Source organism: Myxococcales bacterium (genome assembly GCA_016712525.1).
GTDB lineage: Bacteria > Myxococcota_A > Polyangia > Polyangiales > Polyangiaceae > JAAFHV01.
Map to the genome: position 1 here is coordinate 2,087,134 of JADJQX010000001.1, position 16,854 is coordinate 2,103,987.

At 69.9% G+C, this 16,854-nt stretch carries 19 protein-coding genes and 1 pseudogene; 14 read left to right on the forward strand and 6 right to left on the reverse strand.

Going from position 1 to position 16,854, the window contains the following annotated elements; genetic code table 11:
* Nucleotides 1-17 precede the first annotated feature (17 nt).
* Together IPK71_08870 and IPK71_08875 are read left to right on the forward strand one after the other, a co-directional pair.
* Nucleotides 18-338, forward strand: coding sequence for a PilZ domain-containing protein (locus tag IPK71_08870; protein ID MBK8213850.1), 321 nt, complete (start codon nucleotides 18-20; stop codon nucleotides 336-338).
* Nucleotides 339-377: 39 nt separating this feature from the next.
* Nucleotides 378-1,193: a hypothetical protein gene (locus tag IPK71_08875; GenBank protein MBK8213851.1), complete on the forward strand. Its 816-nt coding sequence runs from the start codon at nucleotides 378-380 to the stop codon at nucleotides 1,191-1,193.
* A 73-nt stretch (nucleotides 1,194-1,266) separates the two neighbouring features.
* On the opposite strand, the gene IPK71_08880 is transcribed toward IPK71_08875, so the two are convergent.
* The 4 genes from IPK71_08880 to IPK71_08895 all read right to left on the reverse strand — a co-directional run bounded on the left by IPK71_08880 (nucleotide 1,267) and on the right by IPK71_08895 (nucleotide 4,637).
* Nucleotides 1,267-2,553 (reverse strand): FecR domain-containing protein, encoded by a 1,287-nt coding sequence (locus IPK71_08880; protein ID MBK8213852.1) that lies wholly within the window; start codon nucleotides 2,551-2,553, stop codon nucleotides 1,267-1,269.
* A complete protein-coding gene (locus IPK71_08885; GenBank protein ID MBK8213853.1) occupies nucleotides 2,550-3,251 on the reverse strand; it encodes an RNA polymerase sigma factor in 702 nt (233 codons plus the stop codon). Before IPK71_08885 ends, IPK71_08880 begins: the two co-directional genes overlap by 4 nt.
* Nucleotides 3,252-3,622: 371 nt before the next feature.
* Nucleotides 3,623-3,949 carry a hypothetical protein gene (locus IPK71_08890; protein ID MBK8213854.1) on the reverse strand — a complete coding sequence of 109 codons (327 nt, stop codon included), beginning with the start codon at nucleotides 3,947-3,949 and terminating at the stop codon, nucleotides 3,623-3,625.
* 160 nt (nucleotides 3,950-4,109) lie between these two features.
* A complete protein-coding gene (locus IPK71_08895) occupies nucleotides 4,110-4,637 on the reverse strand; it encodes a hypothetical protein (GenBank protein ID MBK8213855.1) in 528 nt (175 codons plus the stop codon).
* 156 nt (nucleotides 4,638-4,793) lie between these two features.
* Here IPK71_08895 and IPK71_08900 point away from each other — a divergent pair, with 156 nt between their 5' ends.
* Genes IPK71_08900 through IPK71_08910 form a run of 3 tightly spaced genes read left to right on the forward strand, consistent with a single transcriptional unit; the run spans nucleotide 4,794 to nucleotide 7,163 of the window.
* Nucleotides 4,794-5,978 carry a thiolase family protein gene (locus IPK71_08900; GenBank protein MBK8213856.1) on the forward strand — a complete coding sequence of 395 codons (1,185 nt, stop codon included), beginning with the start codon at nucleotides 4,794-4,796 and terminating at the stop codon, nucleotides 5,976-5,978.
* 4 nt (nucleotides 5,979-5,982) lie between these two features.
* Nucleotides 5,983-6,828 carry an MBL fold metallo-hydrolase gene (locus tag IPK71_08905; GenBank protein MBK8213857.1) on the forward strand — a complete coding sequence of 282 codons (846 nt, stop codon included), beginning with the start codon at nucleotides 5,983-5,985 and terminating at the stop codon, nucleotides 6,826-6,828.
* Between the two features lie 5 nt (nucleotides 6,829-6,833).
* Nucleotides 6,834-7,163: a DUF1636 family protein gene (locus IPK71_08910; GenBank protein ID MBK8213858.1), complete on the forward strand. Its 330-nt coding sequence runs from the start codon at nucleotides 6,834-6,836 to the stop codon at nucleotides 7,161-7,163.
* 27 nt (nucleotides 7,164-7,190) lie between these two features.
* Here the strand turns inward: IPK71_08910 and IPK71_08915 are convergent, their stop codons facing one another.
* Together IPK71_08915 and IPK71_08920 are read right to left on the reverse strand one after the other, a co-directional pair.
* Nucleotides 7,191-8,489, reverse strand: a complete 1,299-nt coding sequence (locus tag IPK71_08915) for a sulfate adenylyltransferase (protein MBK8213859.1) — start codon at nucleotides 8,487-8,489, stop codon at nucleotides 7,191-7,193.
* Entirely contained in the window at nucleotides 8,489-9,403 is a 915-nt protein-coding gene (locus IPK71_08920) for a sulfate adenylyltransferase subunit 2 (GenBank protein ID MBK8213860.1), read from the reverse strand. Before IPK71_08920 ends, IPK71_08915 begins: the two co-directional genes overlap by 1 nt.
* 86 nt (nucleotides 9,404-9,489) lie before the next feature.
* On the opposite strand from IPK71_08920, the gene IPK71_08925 reads away from it, so the two are divergent.
* The 9 genes and pseudogenes from IPK71_08925 to IPK71_08965 all read left to right on the forward strand — a co-directional run bounded on the left by IPK71_08925 (nucleotide 9,490) and on the right by IPK71_08965 (nucleotide 16,839).
* Nucleotides 9,490-9,825, forward strand: coding sequence for a PQ-loop repeat-containing protein (locus tag IPK71_08925; protein ID MBK8213861.1), 336 nt, complete (start codon nucleotides 9,490-9,492; stop codon nucleotides 9,823-9,825).
* A gap of 42 nt (nucleotides 9,826-9,867) precedes the next feature.
* Nucleotides 9,868-10,581, forward strand: a pseudogene (locus IPK71_08930) (phosphoadenylyl-sulfate reductase).
* Nucleotides 10,578-11,150, forward strand: coding sequence for a bifunctional precorrin-2 dehydrogenase/sirohydrochlorin ferrochelatase (locus IPK71_08935; GenBank protein MBK8213862.1), 573 nt, complete (start codon nucleotides 10,578-10,580; stop codon nucleotides 11,148-11,150). Before IPK71_08930 ends, IPK71_08935 begins: the two are co-directional and overlap by 4 nt.
* A complete protein-coding gene (gene cobA / locus IPK71_08940) occupies nucleotides 11,147-11,902 on the forward strand; it encodes a uroporphyrinogen-III C-methyltransferase (GenBank protein ID MBK8213863.1) in 756 nt (251 codons plus the stop codon). Before IPK71_08935 ends, cobA begins: the two co-directional genes overlap by 4 nt.
* On the forward strand, nucleotides 11,899-13,722 hold the full coding sequence (locus tag IPK71_08945; GenBank protein ID MBK8213864.1) for a nitrite/sulfite reductase: 1,824 nt from the start codon (nucleotides 11,899-11,901) through the stop codon (nucleotides 13,720-13,722). The genes cobA and IPK71_08945 overlap by 4 nt, the downstream gene beginning before the upstream one ends.
* A 192-nt stretch (nucleotides 13,723-13,914) precedes the next feature.
* Nucleotides 13,915-14,736: a peptidylprolyl isomerase gene (locus IPK71_08950; protein ID MBK8213865.1), complete on the forward strand. Its 822-nt coding sequence runs from the start codon at nucleotides 13,915-13,917 to the stop codon at nucleotides 14,734-14,736.
* A 66-nt stretch (nucleotides 14,737-14,802) separates the two neighbouring features.
* On the forward strand, nucleotides 14,803-15,009 hold the full coding sequence (locus IPK71_08955) for a hypothetical protein (GenBank protein MBK8213866.1): 207 nt from the start codon (nucleotides 14,803-14,805) through the stop codon (nucleotides 15,007-15,009).
* Nucleotides 15,006-15,635: a hypothetical protein gene (locus tag IPK71_08960; protein ID MBK8213867.1), complete on the forward strand. Its 630-nt coding sequence runs from the start codon at nucleotides 15,006-15,008 to the stop codon at nucleotides 15,633-15,635. The genes IPK71_08955 and IPK71_08960 overlap by 4 nt, the downstream gene beginning before the upstream one ends.
* A 40-nt stretch (nucleotides 15,636-15,675) precedes the next feature.
* Nucleotides 15,676-16,839 carry a site-2 protease family protein gene (locus IPK71_08965; protein MBK8213868.1) on the forward strand — a complete coding sequence of 388 codons (1,164 nt, stop codon included), beginning with the start codon at nucleotides 15,676-15,678 and terminating at the stop codon, nucleotides 16,837-16,839.
* Nucleotides 16,840-16,854 lie beyond the last annotated feature (15 nt).

Here is a 16,854-nt window from a genome sequence, read left to right on the forward strand (position 1 = left end):
CGCCCCATGGTACCATCATGGATACCGTGGTCGAACAACGCCGACATAACCGTGCCGAGCTGGACGTGCCTCTCACGTTCGTGGTCAAGGGGAAGACCGAATCGTACGATGGGCGCGCGCGCGACGTGAGCGTCGGCGGCATGTTCATCGAGACGACGACACCGGCGCCGTTCGGCTCCGAGGTCGTGATCTCGGTCCGCCTCCCTGGAGGAGGGGAGATGTCTCAGCTCCCTGCGCGGGTCCGCTGGGGCCGCGGAGGTGGCATGGGGGTGCAGTTCGGTTTGCTCGGCGCCAAAGAGACGCACCTCATCACCGAGCTCGCCCGCACGATCGACTGAGCGCGGCGTACACGCACGATGGCGATCCTGCGCGCTCGAATGGCCCTCGCCCTCGCGTTCGTCGCGGGGTGCTCCACGTCGCGGCCGAAACCTGGGGTCGAGCCGGTGGCATCGGCGCCCGCGCGGCCCGTGATTTCCGCGCCATCCGCCTCGAGCGTCGCTCTCGGGAGCACCGACGGTGGCGCCGACGGAGCCTCGGCCACCGTGATGACCGGGACGCCTGCTCCGCCTCTCGACCTCCCTCTCTCCAAACCGTGTGCCGTCGAGATCTCGGGCCGCGACGGGGGCGCGGGCGACGCATGCATCCCGCTCGAGCGCGTTCAGCCCGAGGGTCGCCCTCTCGACGTGTGCCTGTCGCGGACGTCGCGCCTCGCGTTCCGCTTCGACGCATCCGGGAGGATCGTCAGCTCGCCCGGAGCGACGTACACGTACGGCTCGGGTCGCGACGGCGTCCGTGTGTCGGGCGGGCGATCGACCAAGCTGACGTTCGACGCGAGCGGGCGCATCGTGAAAGAGGGCTCCGAAACCCTGCGCTACGACGCGAGCGGTCGGCTCGTGCGGAGAGAGGGCGCGAAGCGATTCCTCGCCTACACCTACGCACCCGACGATACCTACACCACCACCCACAACTACCCGGATCGCGACGAGTTTTGTGTGGCCGACCGGGTCGAGGTCCGGCGCGATCCGCGCGGTAGGGTCGCGCTCGATCGCTACGATCACTGCGGCATCAACGAGGTCCCGCGGACGCTCCACTACCACTACGGATCGAACGACGTGCTCGACGCGATCGACGTCGACGTCGAGTCCGACGGGACGATCGACGCGACCGTGAAGCTCCGCTACGCGTGCCCTTGAGCGAGCTCCGCTCGCGCAGAGAGGCCGAGGAGGATTCGTCGTCCTCTTCGGCGCTCGCGGTAGCTGCTTGCGCTCAGTAGTCGAACTTCACGGGGACCGTGAAGCTGCGCGGACCCTCGATGTGGCGTGCGAACGCGGCCTGGGCGGCGCACTCTTGGATCGGGGGCGACAGGGGCGGATCGAAGCGGGTCGAAGCGACCGAGCCGTCGGCGCGTACGTCGACCGTGAGCGTGCTCTCGACGCTGATCTTCACGCCGGTCTTCCCCGCGACCTGCGCGGCGCAGCGTTTCACGTCGACCTGGAGGGCCGTCTTCGCGGCTCCTTCGCTCAGCATGACGATGGGGGCGGCCGAGGCTGACGGCGTCGCGGGGGTCGACCCCTGGGCCGCGACGTGTTTCGAAGGGACGGCGTGCGAAGGGGATGCGCTCGCGTGTGGCGGAATGCCCGGGAGAGGGAGCGACGGCGAGCGACCATCGGCGACGGCCTCGAGCACCCACGCCGCGCGCACGCCCGCGTTCGAGACGACGGCCGCGGACGGGCTCGCTCCCGCCTCGAGCTCGACGTGCGCGGGCGCCACGATCTCTCGCCCCGTGGTGCGACCGTCGGAGGGGGCCCCGATCGCGATGACCCCTTCGGTGAGGTCGACCGTGATCTTGTTCCCTTGTTTGGCCACGCGGAGGTGCGTCCCGTGGACGGCGACGCGCGTCGTGCCGGCCGGGCCCGCGACGTCGACCGCGAAGGCCTCGCCGTCGCGGACCGGGGTCACGTCGGCCTCGACGGCGCCACGCTCGAGCGCGAGCACCAACGTCTCGCCGCCTTTGGCGACCTTGATGCGGGCGCCGGCGGCCTCGCCTGCCGGATCGAGCGCCCACATGGCACGGCGAGGCGTACCTTTGCCCACTCCACGTCGCTCGAACACCAGCGGTTGGTCGGCGACCTCGACGGTGTCGCCCACGACGAACCCCTCCGGATCCTCGCTGTCGGTGCGGAGATTTCCGCCCTTCGGGCCACCTTTCACCGTGAAGGCGATCGGCGCGGCCGTGGGCATCGGCGACGCTTCGGGGGCGACGGGGCGACCGAGCAAGAACGCCGCGCCTGCCGCGAGCGCGAGCGACGCGACGACACCGGCCGCGAGCTGTGACTTCCGCGACCGCTTCTCACGGGCGATTTCGGTCTCGAGGCGGAGGAGGAGCTTCTGCTCGGCGAGCGAAAAATCGCCCGCGGGAGGCACGTAGCCCGTGGTCTCGGATTTGGCTTCGGCGAGGAGACGCGTGAGAGGGGAGGGCCCCGCGTTCGCGAGCTCGGCGTCGAGGTCGATGTCCTCGGGGAGCTCGTCGTCGTCGTCCGTGTCGTCGATCATGGTTCCTCCTCCCCCGAGCCGTTTCCGGCCTTCGAGAAGGTCGTTCCGAGAGAGGCGAGCGTGGGCTCGTCTTTCCACATCTGTTCGAGCTCGCGGCGGGCGTAGAAGAGGCGCGTGCGCACGGTGAGCACCGGCGCGCCGACGATCTCCGAGATCTCGGCCGGGGACATGCCCTCGAGCTCGTGGAGCACGAACACGTCGCGCTTTTTTTCGGCGAGGCGATCGAGGAGCCGACCGAACGCACGCATGCGCTCGCGGCGAGCGGCGTCCTCGTCGGGCAGGACCTGACCCTCGTCGGCGACGACGTCGGCGGGCGCCTCTTCGGCGTAGGTGGGGCGGCTCTTTGCGGCGCGCCGCTGCATCAGCACCACGTTCACCGTGACCCGGTGGAGCCACGTGGAGAACTTCGCCTGACCGCGGAAGTCCCGGAGGCTGCGGAACACCTGGATGAACACCTCTTGGACGACGTCGTCGAGGTCGCTCCGGGCGCCCATCATGCGGAAGACGAGCCGCTGCACGTCGGAGCGGTGCTTCGCGAAGATCTTCCGAAACGCCTCGGCGTTGCCGTTGGCGGCGTCTTGGAGGATCTTGGCCTCGTCGTCGCTCAAGAGGGCCTCCCCGCGCCGAAAAGGCACGACCGCGCCCAGGCCGAGGACGTCGGCGAGCGTCGGGGTCGGCGGACGAAGGGCAGCCTGCATCGTTCGAATACGATGCGACCTTTCAGCCGACCATTCACGGGGGGTACGTACGATTTCACCCCTGGTCGCGGCGCAGGCGCTTTTTGTTCGCCAGATCGTACACGTCGACCAGAACCACGAACACCACCAGCAAAAGCGCGACGAGGGCCATGCGTGCAGGCTGCACCCATCGCCCTCGACTGGCCCAATTTGTAGCAACGAATGCCCACGCGCGGTCGCGCGGTGGCGAACTTGCGCAAGGGTTTCAAGAGCTTAGCAGGGGCCATCGGCTCGGCGCCGTGACCTCCGAGGGATCCGCGGAGGTGGTCTTCCATGGTCGAAGGTGCCAAGCCGCCGATCCCCGCCCTTGAACGCCCGTGCGGGCTCGTCGCTCAGAAGAGGGTCTTCAGCTCGACCTTTTCGGCCTTCTTCAGCTCGAGGATCGTGTTCACGGCGCGGAGGATGCGCTGCTTCTGCGGGCCCGTGAGCGCCTTGCCGGCCATGGCCGCTTCGATCGCGCGGGGCGTGACGGGGCGACCCGAGCGGGGCTTCGCGGTCTGCTTCTTCTCGCCGCCCTCGGCCTTCTTGGCCTGGCGCTTCTCGAGGCGGATCTTGCGATCCTCGGGGCGGAGGGTCTCGAGCTTGTGCGACACGGACAGGATCCGCTGGACGTTGAGCTTCTTCTCGGTGATGAACGTGGCGAACTTGGACTCGGACATGGGATTTTCCTCGAGCGAAGGGCTCGGTGGGAGAGGCCCAGGACATCGGGCCGTCGTCCCCGCGCGAGCGCACGCGGAACGGCGCTTTTAGTCAAAGCGGATACGACACGCAAGGAGCGTCGGCGGAAGAGATCGCCTCGCTGAACGCGCGTTTATGGAATCAGTCGGTGGGGGCGTCCTTCTGGGCGTCGCTCGGGGCCCCGTCGTTCGGAGCGCCGCTGTCGGCTCCGGCCTCGACACACGTGACGAAACGAACCGCGAAAGAGCCGGCCCGGCACGAGGCGATCGCGGCGTTCGTCGAGGCGTCCGAGCAGGTCGGGTCTCCGTAGGTGCACGCGCCGCCGTCCTGGAAGCAGGCTCCGCACGGGGCGCCCTGCTCGGGCACGAGGGAGGGGCAGAGGTTCTTCGGCTCGGGGACCGGGGCGACCACCCACGCTCCGCCCCTGCACACCACGTAGGTGGCGCACGCACCGAAGGCGCACGTCGTCCCCTCGGGCTGCGTGCACGGCTCGCCTTGGACGGGGCTCGTCGGGGGGCATTCGGCGGGGAACACGGTGACGCTCACGTCGGGGACGGCGGCGTCGGTCGTCGGGCCGCCGCCCACGGTGCCGCACGACGCGATCGCCGCCGCGGCGCCGACCGCCACGACGCCGAAGATCATCCATGGGGCTTTGAACGAAGCGGACACGGGCCCTACGACCTTAGCAGCCCACGCCTCGCTTTTCCCTCACCCTTCGGGGCACGGGGACGATGCGCCAGGCCGTGCGCTGCCGACGAAGCCGCGGTATAAGCCGCGCACGCGGCAAAATGGCCGCAAAGAAGCCTGGCTCAAGGAGAAGCTCCCATGTCGACTCTGCCCCCCGTCTACATCGTCGCCGCGACCCGTACGCCCATCGGCGCCTTCCAGGGAGCCCTCTCGTCGATCGCCGCCCCCAAGCTCGGCGCCGCTGCCATCGCGGGCGCCCTCGCCAACGCGAAGCTCGACCCCGCCGCCGTCGGCCAGGTCTTCATGGGCAACGTGCTCTCGGCCGGCCAGGGCCAGGCCCCCGCTCGCCAGGCCATGATCCACGCCGGCATCCCGAACAGCGTGCCCGCCACCACGGTGAGCAAGGTCTGTGGCTCGGGCATGGAGGCGCTCATCCTCGGCGCTCGCGCGCTCGCCCTCGGGGACGCCGACGTCATCGTCGCCGGTGGCATGGAGTCGATGTCCAACGCCCCGTATTACTTGGACAAAGCGCGCACCGGCTACCGCATGGGCAACGGCACCCTCGTCGACGGGATGATCTTCGACGGCCTCTGGGACCCGTACAAGGACGTCCACATGGGCAACTGCGGCGACGCGTGCGCCAAGGAGTTCGGGTACACGCGCGAGCAGCAGGACGAGTTCGCCGCGCAGAGCTTTCGCAAGGCGCTCTCGGCCCAGAAAGAGGGCCTCTTCGACGCCGAGATCACGCCGGTCTCCGTGCCGCAGAAGAAGGGCGACGCGCTCGTGATCAAGGCCGACGAGGGCCCGTCGAAGGGTGACCCGTCGAAGTTCGCGTCGCTCCGCCCGGCCTTCTCGAAGGACGGCACGATCACCGCGGCGAACGCCTCGTCCATCAACGACGGCGCGAGCGCGCTCATCCTCGCGAGCGAGGCCGGCGTGAAGAAGCACGGCCTCACGCCGCTCGCGCGCATCACGGGTTATGCCGGCGCGGCGCAGGCCCCCGAGTGGTTCACCACGGCCCCGGCCAAGGCCATGGACGCGGTCGCCGCGAAGCTCGGCATGTCCCTCGGGGACGTCGACCTCGTGGAGATCAACGAGGCGTTCGCCGTGGTCGCGATGGTCTCGGCCGACCAGTGCAAGATCGATCGCGCGCGCGTCAACGTCCGCGGCGGCGCGGTGGCCCTCGGTCACCCGATCGGCGCGAGCGGGGCCCGCATCGTCACGACCCTCACGCACGCCCTCATCCAGCAGAACAAGAAGCGCGGCCTCGCGTCGATCTGCATCGGTGGCGGCGAGGCGCTCGCGCTCGTCATCGAGCGCTGAGGGAATGCTCGGGCCGTTCGCGGTCGCCGACGGGATAGCGAGGGTGGCCGCGAGGTCGCCCACGCTGCCTCCGGCCACGCACACGAACAGCTACGCGATCGGCACGCGCGAGATCCTGCTCGTCGAGCCCGCGACGCCCTACGACGACGAGCTCCGAGAGTGGCTCGCCTGGGCGCGCGGGCTCGTCTCGCAAGGGTGCGAAATTAGGGGCATTTTCGTGACCCATCACCACCCCGATCACGTGGGTGGGGTCGACGTGCTCGCGCGTGAGCTCGCGGTGCCGCTCCTCGGGCACGACGCGACCTTCGAGCGCATCACGCACGCCGAGCACCGCACCGAGCGGCATGTCGAGGGCGACACGATCGTGCTCGACGGCCCTTCGCCGAAGCGCCTCCGTGTGCTCCATACGCCGGGGCACGCCGTGGGGCACCTTTGCCTCTTCGACGAAGAGACGCGGGCCATCGTGGTGGGCGACATGGTCGCGAGCGAAGGCACCATCTTGATCGCGCCGGGCGAGGGCGACATGGCGCAGTACCTCACGGAGCTCACGCGGCTCGGAGCCCTCGACACGAGCGTCGCGCTCCCGGCTCACGGCGCGCCCATCGACGATCCGCGTGGGCACTTTCGGCGCTACGTCGCGCATAGGTTGCTCCGCGAGGCGAAGGTGCTCGCGGCCGTACGCGAGGTGGGGCGAGGTTCGCTCGACGACCTCGTGCCCGTGGCCTACGCCGACACGCCGCCCGCGATTTTCCCTATCGCGAAGCTGAGCCTCGAGGCGCACCTCGAGAAGCTCGTGGCCGACGGCAAGGTCACCCAGCGCGACGGCGCGTACCTCGCGGCCGAGCCTTGAGCGTCGTGAAGCTCCACGTGTGCACCTCGTGCGCGCGCCCGGGTGAGCGTGGCCGCGGTGTGGCGAGGCCGGGGACGAGGCTCTTCCTCGCCCTCCGTGAGCGGCTCGTCGGCGCTCCCATCACGGTCGCGGCCGAGCCCTGCCTCGGGCCGTGCGAGGACGCGTGCAACGTGGTGCTCGACCTCGGAGGGCGCGACGTCTTCGCGGTGACACGCCTCGACCCGGAGCGCGACGCGGAGGTGCTCGCGGTCGTGTGCGCGGGGTCGGGCGCCGCCGAGGCTCTCGTGGCCGCCTTTCCGGGGGCCGTGCGGCGCGTGCGAGGGTGGAAGCGGTAGCCACGCGGGTGCCGTAACATGTTGAAGTTAGGGTGATATTTGGCCTTCGTGGAGGCCCCCTGCGGCGAGTGTGTCGCCCGTCGTAGGGTCGACGAGGATGAGGCTGCCCGTGGCGCGGCTCTCGGAGAACGGATCGAAGACGAGGGGGCTCTGCGTCTCGAGGGCGAGCGTGAGCACGTCGTTCTGGGCGAACGGCCCACTGGGCGACGCGACCTTGGCGAGGGCGTCGAGGTCGTAGCGTGTCTCGACGCGCGTGATGCGCGCGCGGACCCGACGCGTGCCCTGCTTCACGACGAGCGGCGCACCTGGGACGAGGCCGCGGCGCGCGAGCACGACGACGTCGGCCGTGACGGAGGTCGCGACGCGCGGGGGCCGATCGGCGTGGGCGATCACGTCGCCGCGGGACACGGAGATGGCATCGTCGAGCGTGACGGTGACGCTCTCGCCAGCGCGCGCGGACCCCGCACGGCCGCGAGCCGTCGTGAGGGTGGCGATGCGTGAAGCGTGCCCTTCGGGGAAGACGCCGACCGCGTCGCCTTCGTGGAGTGGGCCGCCCGTGACACGCCCCGCGTACGCACGGAGGCGCGCGTCGGCCGGGCGCGCGACCCACTGCACGGCGAGGCGCCCTCGGCCTTCGGTGGAGCGTTCGCGGGCGCGGGATCGTTCGAGCACGGTGAGGAGAGGCACGCCGTCGTACCAGGGCATTTTCCCGCTCGGGTGCACGACGTTGTCGCCTCCGAGCGCCGAGATCGGGACCACGACGACCTCGGGGGTCGGTCCGGGCAGGAGGCGCGCGAGCTCGTCGATCGTGGCCACGACGTGCTCACGTACCTCGGCGAAGCGAGTGTCCGAGAAGCCCACGGCGTCCATCTTGTTGATGCAGACGACGAACGTGCCGACGCCGACGAGGCGCGAGAGCAAGACGTGGCGGCGCGTCTGCGCGACGACGCCCCTCGTAGCGTCGAGCAGCACGATCGCGACGTCGGCGCTCGAGGCGGCCACGGCCATGTTGCATGTGTACTGCACGTGTCCGGGGGAGTCGGCGAGGGAGAACCGTCGCGCGGCGCTCCGGAACGTGCGCCACGCGACGTCGATGGTGATGCCCTGTTCGCGCTCGGCGCGGAGTCCGTCGGTGAGGAGCGACAGGTCGACCCCCTCGAGCCCGCGACGTCGTGTCGCGGTGGCGACGTGAGCGAGCTGGTCGTCGAGCACGGCCCCGGCGTCGAAGAGGAGCCGCCCGATGAGGGTGCTCTTGCCGTCGTCGACGCTCCCGCACGTCGCGAGGTGGAGGGCGCGATCGTCCTTTGGCGAGGGTGCGTGGCTCATCAGAAATACCCTTCCTTTTTGCGGTCTTCCATGGCGGCTTCGGTCTGCCGGTCGTCGGCTCGGGTCGCGCCCCGCTCGGTGGTTCGAGCGGTCCGGACCTCGTCGAGCACGGCGTCGAGGGTCGTCGCTTCGGAGCGCACGGCGCCGGTGCACGTGGCGTCACCGACGGTGCGGAACCTCACCTTTGCCCGGAACGTGCGCTCGTGCGGCTCGGGGGGCGTGAACGGCGTCACGGCGTAGAGCATGCCGTCGCGCTCGAAGACCTCGCGATCGTGTGCGTAGTACAACGATGGGAGCGGGATGCCTTCGCGGGCGACGTACTCCCACACGTCGATCTCGGTGAAGTTCGAGATCGGGAAGCAGCGGAGATGCCCACCGGGTGGCACCTCCGTGTTGAGCAAGTCGAAGAGCTCCGGGCGCTGGGCCTCCGGAGCCCACTGGCCGAAGGCGTCCCGCACCGAGACGACACGCTCCTTCGCGCGGGCGCGGTCCTCGTCCCGTCGTGCTCCGCCGAACGCGACGTCGAACCGATGCCGAGCGATGGCATCGAGCAGCGGCGCGCTCTGCAGGCGATTTCTCGAGGCGCGCGGGCCCGTCACGTCGGCCACGAGGCCCCGGGCGATCGCGTCCTCGACGCTCGCCACGACGAGCGAGAGGCCCAAGCTCGAGACGCGCTCGTCGCGGTAGGCGATGACCTCGGGGAAGTTGTGCCCGGTGTCGACGTGGAGCACGGGGAACGGGATCTTGCCCGGGGCGAACGCCTTCTGCGCGAGGTAGAGCAGGATGGCCGAGTCCTTCCCGCCCGAGAAGAGGAGCGCGGGCCGCTCACGTTCTGCCGTGACCTCACGGAGCACGAAGATGGCCTCGTCCTCGAGGTCGTCGAGATGTCTTCCCATGGAGCCTCCGAGGCGCATGTGAGCTGCGCCGTGAAATGTGTCTAGCATAACAGATATGTGTCCGCTATAGCGATCATGTCCGCACCGGTGGACGAAAGGTCGCCATGCACAACTCTCCCTTCTGGATCGTGGGAACGCTCGGCATCGTCGCGATGGAGGCCTCGTACGTGCCTCAGATCGTGCGCCTCTGGCGGCGCGGTCAGGCGCACGATCTGAGCGTGTTTTTCCCTGGTTTGAACGTGTTCGGCAGGCTGCTCGCCGTCGTTTACGCGACGCTCAACCACGAGCTCGTGTTCGGCGCGGGCTTCCTCTTCGGCATCTTCGTCCGCGGCAGCCTGCTCGCTCAGGTCGTCGCGCTGAAGGTGAAGAAGCGGGAGGACGCTATAACGGACGAAGCGTCTGTCCCCTCTCCGGCGCTCGCTCCTCGGGAGCCCGCATGAGCGCCGTCGCACGACCTCGAGTCCCGCCTCTCGACGCTCGAACCGGAGGCCCGCCTCGCGGAGCTCCTCACGCGCTTCGGGGACGGCCTCCGCATTGCTTCTAGCTTCGGCCTGGAGGACGCGGTGGTCGTGCACCTCGCCGCGCGCGCGGGCAAGCGTGTCGGAGTCGTCCCGCGGGTGTTCATGCTCGACACCGGCCGCCTCCACGGCGAGACGTACGACCTCGTCGAGCGCTTTCGAGACACGTACGCGATCCCGATCGCGCTCTACGCGCCGGCGGCCGAGGACGTCGAGACCTACACGCTGACCCGCGGGCCCAACGCCTTCTACAGGTCCCGCGCCGATCGCGAGGCGTGCTGCGCCATCCGGAAGGTCGCGCCGCTCGGGCGTGCGCTCGCGGGAGCTTCGGCCTGGGTCACGGGCTTGCGACGTGAGCAGAGCGATGGCCGCTCGGGCGTGCGTCTCGTCGAGGACGACGCGGCGAGGCCGGGGGTCGTGAAGGTGAGCCCGCTCTACGACTGGACCTGGGACAGGCTCGTCGCCTTCGCGGAGCAGGAAGGTGTCCCGGTGCACCCGCTCGTCGCCAAGGGGTACCCGTCGATCGGCTGCGCGCCCTGCACCCGTGCGATCGCTCCGGGGGAGCACCCTCGCGCGGGCCGCTGGTACTGGGAGGCGCCCGACAAAAAAGAATGTGGAATACACAAGTCGCCAGGCGACCTCTCGCGAGGCGCGGAGAAGAAGCGGAGGTCCGCGTGAGCCCCTACCCGGTGTTTTTGCGGCTCGAAGGGCGAACCGTGCTCGTCGTCGGCGCGGGCCCGGTGGCGGCCGAGAAGGCGAAGAAGCTCGCCTCCGCGGGGGCTCGTGTGCGTACCGTCTCGCCGGGGGTGAGTGAGGAATACACGCGTCTGGGCTTGGCCGTCACGCGTGAGCCGTTCGACGAGGCGCACCTCGAAGGGGTCTACTTCGTCGTGGCGGCCGCGCCCCCCGAGGTGAACCGTCGTGTGTTCGAGGCCGCGGAGCGCCGCGCGATCTTCGTGCTCGCGGTCGACGATCCGGCGCACGGGTCGGCGTTCGGTGGGGCGGTGATCACGCGCGGGGACGCGACCGTCGTCGTGGGGACGGGCGGGCGGGCGCCTGCGCTCTCGGGGCTGCTTCGTGAGGCGCTCGAGGAGCTCTTGCCCGTGGATCTCGCGGCCTGGGTCGACGTGGCGTCGCTCCTTCGGCCTGCGTTGGCCGCGCGAGGGCTGCCCCTCGCCAAGCGGCGCGAGGCCGTGCTCTCGGTGCTCGTGGAGAAGTACGCGCGGCACCAAAAGGGGGCGGCATGAAGGGCCGTGTGACCCTCGTCGGCGCGGGCCCGGGAGATCCGGAGCTCCTCACCGTGCGCGCCGCGCGCGTGCTCGCGTCCGCTGACGTGGTGCTGTACGACGCGCTCTGCGACGCCCGCGTGCTCGAGCTCTGTCCCCGCGCGCGGCGCCTCTTCGTGGGCAAGCGCGCGAACCGTCCGAGCCTCGCGCAGGAGACCATCTCGCGGCTCCTCGTGCGCTACGCGCGGAGAGGGCTCGCCGTGGTCCGCCTCAAGGCGGGGGACCCGTTCGTGTTCGGGCGAGGTGGCGAGGAGCTCGAGGCGGTCACGAACGCGGGCATCCCCTGCGACGTGGTGCCCGGCGTGACGAGCGCCTTCGCGGCTCCGCTCGCTGCACGAATTCCCGTGACACATCGAGAGGTTGCACGTGCCGTGCTCGTGGTCACCGCGCACCCGGACGACACCTGGCGTGCCCTCGTCCACCCCACGGTGGGCAAAAAGCTCACGTGGGTGGTCCTCATGGGGGTCGAGCGTCGCGCGGAGATCGCCCGGGCGTTCCTCGCCGCGGGGCATGAGCCCGAGCTCGGGGTCGCGCTCGTCTTCGCGGCCAGCACGGCTCGAGAGTCGGTGCGACGGCTCACGCTGCGCGAGCTCGTCGACGACACGCTCGCTTCGGAGGAGCAGGGGTTGCCCGGTGTCTTGGTCGTGGGGGACGTGACCCGCCTCGCGGAGGTTCGCGAGGCCATTTCTCGTACGGAAGGAGGTGCGGCATGAGCCCGCACGGAGAGCTAGGAGCGCGTGTGGAGACTGCCTCGCCGAGGTTCGCGAGCCAGGGCGACGTCGATCTGTTCGTCGACATGCTCGAGAAGTTCGAGCGCGGGGAGATCGACGCTGAGGCCTGGCGCCTCTTTCGCCTCCTGAACGGCAACTATGGACAGCGGCAAGGTGCGGGGCCGACGATGCTCCGCGCGAAGCTCCCCCAGGGTGTCGTGAGCGCCGAACAGCTCGACGTCTTGGCCGACGTGGCCGACAAGTACGCTCGAGGGTTCTTGCACGTGACCACGCGGCAAAACGTGCAGTTTCACTTCCTCCCGGAGGAGCAGGTCATCGCGGCGATGCGCGAGCTGGCCGACGCGGGCATCACGACGCGCGAGGCGTGCGGAAACTCCGTGCGCAACGTGACGACCAACGCCGACGCCGGCGTCGCGGACGACGAGGCCTTCGATCCGAGGCCCTACGCCGAGGCGTTCACGCGGTACTTCTTGCGGCACCCGCTCTCGTCGACACTGCCTCGAAAGTTCAAGGTCGCCTTCGCAGGCGGTGGTGCAGACCACGCCTTCGTGCTCGTGAACGACATCGGCTTCACGGCGCGCACGGACGCGCACGGCGCGCGAGGGTTCCGTGTGACGGTCGCGGGGGGCACGTCGACCTATGTCGTGAGTGGTCACGAGCTCTACGCGTTCCTGCCCGTGGAGGACGTGCTCCGGGTGTCCGAGGCGATCGTGCGGGTGTTCCACGCGCGCGGGGATCGCGAGAACCGCAAGAAGAACCGGATGAAGTTCCTCGTCCGCGCGATGGGCTTCGCCGCCTTTCGTGAGGCCGTGCTCGCAGAGCTCGAGGTCGTGCGGCGCGAAGGGATCGCGAGCTTGCCCTTCTCTCCCGACGCGGCCCCGATCGAAGGCGCTCCACGCGAGCACGTGCGTGTGCCGACGAGCCTCGACGAGCTCGGCGCCCTCGTCGCCTCGTCGCCCGCGCGGGGGCCGGGGATCGTTCCGAAACTATTGCCCATTTTGCCCAGTGTGGGCGAGCGTGAGGCCTTCTTCACGTCGAACGTCGCGAGGCAGAAGCAGGCCGGGTACGCCCGCGTGACCGTGACGTTGCCGCTCGGCGACGCGAGCTCGGGCCAGGTGCGCGCGCTCGCGCGGATCGCACGCGCCTACTCGGACGGCACGGCCCGCACGACCCACGCACAGAACGTCGTGCTCCACTGGGTTCGTGAGGCCGACCTCGACGCGGTCTTCGCGGCCCTCGCGCGCATCGGCCTCTCGCGCCCGCACGCCGACACCCTCGCCGATCCCACGAGCTGCCAGGGAGCCGAGACCTGCAAGCTCGCCGTCACTCAATCGCGAGGGCTCGCCGCCGCGCTCTCGGACCTCACGCGCTCGCGCCCCGACGTGCTCGCCGCCGCGCGAGGCACGGTGATCAAGGTGAGCGGGTGCCCGAACGGGTGCGGGCTCCACCACGTGGCCGGCATCGGATTCCAGGGCGGGATGCGGCGCGTGGGGGAGCGCGCGGCTCCGCACTACTTCCTCTACGTGGGCGGAGATCCGCGCGGCGAGGCGGCCGCGTTCGGGCGATTCGTTGCGAAAATCCCTGCGAAGCGCGTGCCCGCGGCCGTCACTCGCATCGTCACTCTCTACGAGGCGGGCCGCCGCGACGGCGAGCTCTTGCTCGACTACCTGAAGCGCGTCGACCCGAAGCTCCTCGCGAAGGAGCTCGCCGACCTCGCGTCCCTCGACGCGGGGAACGCGACGGAGGACGACTTCGTCGACTACGCCGAGACCACCGCGTTTCGTGTGATCGACGAGGAATAGCTCGACGTCGGTCGGGCCCTTCGTCGCGGGGCTCGCGCCGACGCACGAAGAGACGCGCTTCGGTCCTGGTGCGAGGGCCGAAAACGTGCGATCTCGAGGGCCATGAAGCGGGTCTTCTCGTGGGTCGCGGCGGGTCTCCTCTTGGCCTCGGGAGGGAGCGCACACGCGTTCCCTCAGTCCGGGCATCCGGCGATGCTGGACCCTTCGAAGGCCAAGGAGAAGGCGCCCGACACCTTCAAAGCCAAGTTCGAGACGACCAAGGGCGACATCGTGTTCGAGTGCACCCGCGACTGGGCGCCGAACGGCGTGGATCGTTTCTATAATCTCGTAAAGATTGGCTTTTTCGACGACGTGGCCTTCTTCCGGGTCGTGAAGGGGTTCGTCGTGCAGTGGGGCATCCACGGCGATCCGAAGGTGTCGGCGGTGTGGAGCGACGCGAACCTCCCGCCCGACCCGCCGAAGCAGTCGAACAAGCGCGGCATGCTCACGTACGCGATGGCGGGGCGCCCCGACACGCGCTCGACGCAGCTCTTCGTCAACTACAAGGACAACACGAGCCTCGACGCCATGGGCTTCGCGCCCATCTGCAAGGTCGCCGAGGGGATGGAGATCGCCGACAAGCTCTTCGGCGGCTACGACGAGAACGTCACGGACAAGCAGGGCGAGATCCAGGCGGAGGGCAACGACTACCTCCGCGCGAAGTGGCCCGAGCTCGACTACGTGAAGACGGCCGTGATCGTGGGTGAGCCGCTCTCCGCCGATCGCAAGACGAAGGCCGAAGGCGACACGAAGGCCGGCAAAGAAGACTCCGGCGACAAGGTCGTGCTCGGTGTGGTCGCTGCCATTTTGGGCGGCGGCGCCGCGATGCTCTTCCTCACGCGAAAGAAGGACGCGCCTGCCCCCGCGCCGAAGGCTCCGGTGAAAGAGGCCGAGGCCGCAGCACCCGCGAAGAAGAAGAAGAAAAAGAGCGAAGAGAAGGCCGACGCGGACGAGGCTCCGAAAGACGACGCGTGATTCGGGGCGGTCGTCCGGCGCGTCGGGCACGTAGGGACGACGCCGAAAATCGGGTAGGGTAGGGGCGTGTGGCATTCGGCATATCTGGCTGTTTCGGCCGCGCTCGGCCTCTCCGTCGACGACGCCGAGGCGGGCATCCTGGGCCCCCTCGACGCCGAGGGGCGCGCCGTCTCCGCGGGGCTTCGCTCGCCCGAGCGTCGTGATCGCACCCTCGCCCTCGCGCGGCCGCTCGCGCAGGTGAACCGCGCGGTCGACGCGGCGAGACTCCAATGAGCTTGCCGCGCGGGCGGATCCTTCGTCATGCCACGGGAGCACGGCCCGAGCTCACGCGCCCCTACGCGGTCCGCCTGCCGGCCGAGGTGGCCGCGGCCCACGCCGAGGCTGCCCGGATCGTCGCGCGCGCCGAGGCCGAGGGGCACGCCGTGTTGATGCGCGCGAAGGAGACCGTCGATGCACGCGCCGCCATCGCGGCCGCCGAGGCGCGTGAGGCCGAGCTCCTTCGTCTCGTCGCCGTCGCCGCCCGCCTCGAGGCACGAGAGCGCGCGCTGGCCGAGGGAGAGATCGAGCGCATCACGCTCTTGGCGCGCCTCCTCGCCGAGCGGGTGATCCACGCCGAGGTCGCGGCGAGCCCCGCCACGCTCGGCGTGATGGCGCGAGAGCTCGTCGCCGAGGCGCGTGGCGCCCGCGCCGTCGTCGTGAACGTGTCCCCGGGCGACGTGGTCGAGGTCGAACGCGCGATGCGGGTGATGGGGAACGCGGCGGTCACCGTGCGCGCCGACACGACCCTCGGGCCCGGCTCGATGGTCGTCACGAGCGACGTGGGGACGGTCGACGGGCGTCTCGAGGTGCTCCTACCGAGGCTCGTCTCCGTGCTCGTCGAGGCGCTGAAGCATGGCTGACGGCGAGCCTCGGGCCCCGCTCCCTTCGCCGCCCTGGCGCATGAACGCGCTTCTCTTCGCGGCGACGGTGGTGAGCGTCTTCGTGACGCAGCTCTCCTTCCAGAAGAGCGCGGCCGAGGCGGCGAGCCAAAAGATTGGAACGATCTCCAAAATACTGGCGTACGTCACCGAGCGCGAGGCGCTCTCCCAAGCGTTCGCCTTCACCGCCACGCTCCTCGGGATCCTCACGGCGCACGAGCTCGGGCACTACGTGGCCTCGCGTATTCACCGGGTCGACGCGAGCCTCCCGTTCTTCATCCCTCTCCCGATCCTCTCGCCGTTCGGGACCATGGGGGCCGTCATTCGCATGCGGGGCACGATCCCCACGCGGCGCGCCCTGCTCGACATCGGCGCTTCGGGGCCGCTCGCGGGCCTCGCGTTCGCGATCCCGCTCTACGCGTACGGCGCCGCGCACTCCGCCGTAGTGGCGGTGGGGGCGAGCGAGGACAGCGTCGAGCTCGGCGAGAGCCTCGTGGTCAAGCTGCTCGACAGGCTCGCGCACCCGGGGGTGCCGGCGGGCTCCGAGCTCTTCCTGTCGCCCGTGGCGTTCGGCGCGTGGGCCGGCATGTTCGTGACGATGGTGAACCTCTTGCCCGTGGGCCAGCTCGACGGGGGCCACGTCGCGTATGCGCTCTTCGGGAAGCGACAAGACACCTTCGCGCGGCTCGTGCACAGGAGCCTGCTCGGTGTCTTCTTCGTGCGGCTCGTGTGGCTCGTCACAGGCGACCTCGTCACGAACCACGGGCTCTCGCGGTTCGGTGTGCACCTCGGGAACTCGCTCTTTTGGCTCGTGTGGTTCCAGATCCTCGCGATCTTGGGCACCCTCTCGTCGCGCGAGGGGCCGCGGCCCGAGAAGAGCCTCTCGGTGGGGCACCGGGTGGCGATGACGTTCGCGCTCATCGTCACGGCGGGCGCCCTGCGCACACGGGACGACATGCCGTCGCTCGTCCTGCGCATCGGGGTGTGGCCCGCGTACGTGGCGTGGTTCGGCCTGCTCTTCGCGATCTTGGCGATCGAGGCCACGCGCGGGGTGTTCCGCGATCCCGAGATGCTCTCGCACCCGCCGACGTCGGAGCTCCCCCTCGATCGCCCGCGCGTCGTGGTCGCCGTGGTCACGCTGCTCTTCTTCGTGGGCCTCTTCATGCCCACGCCGATCGCCATGTGAGGCGCCCGCGCTTCG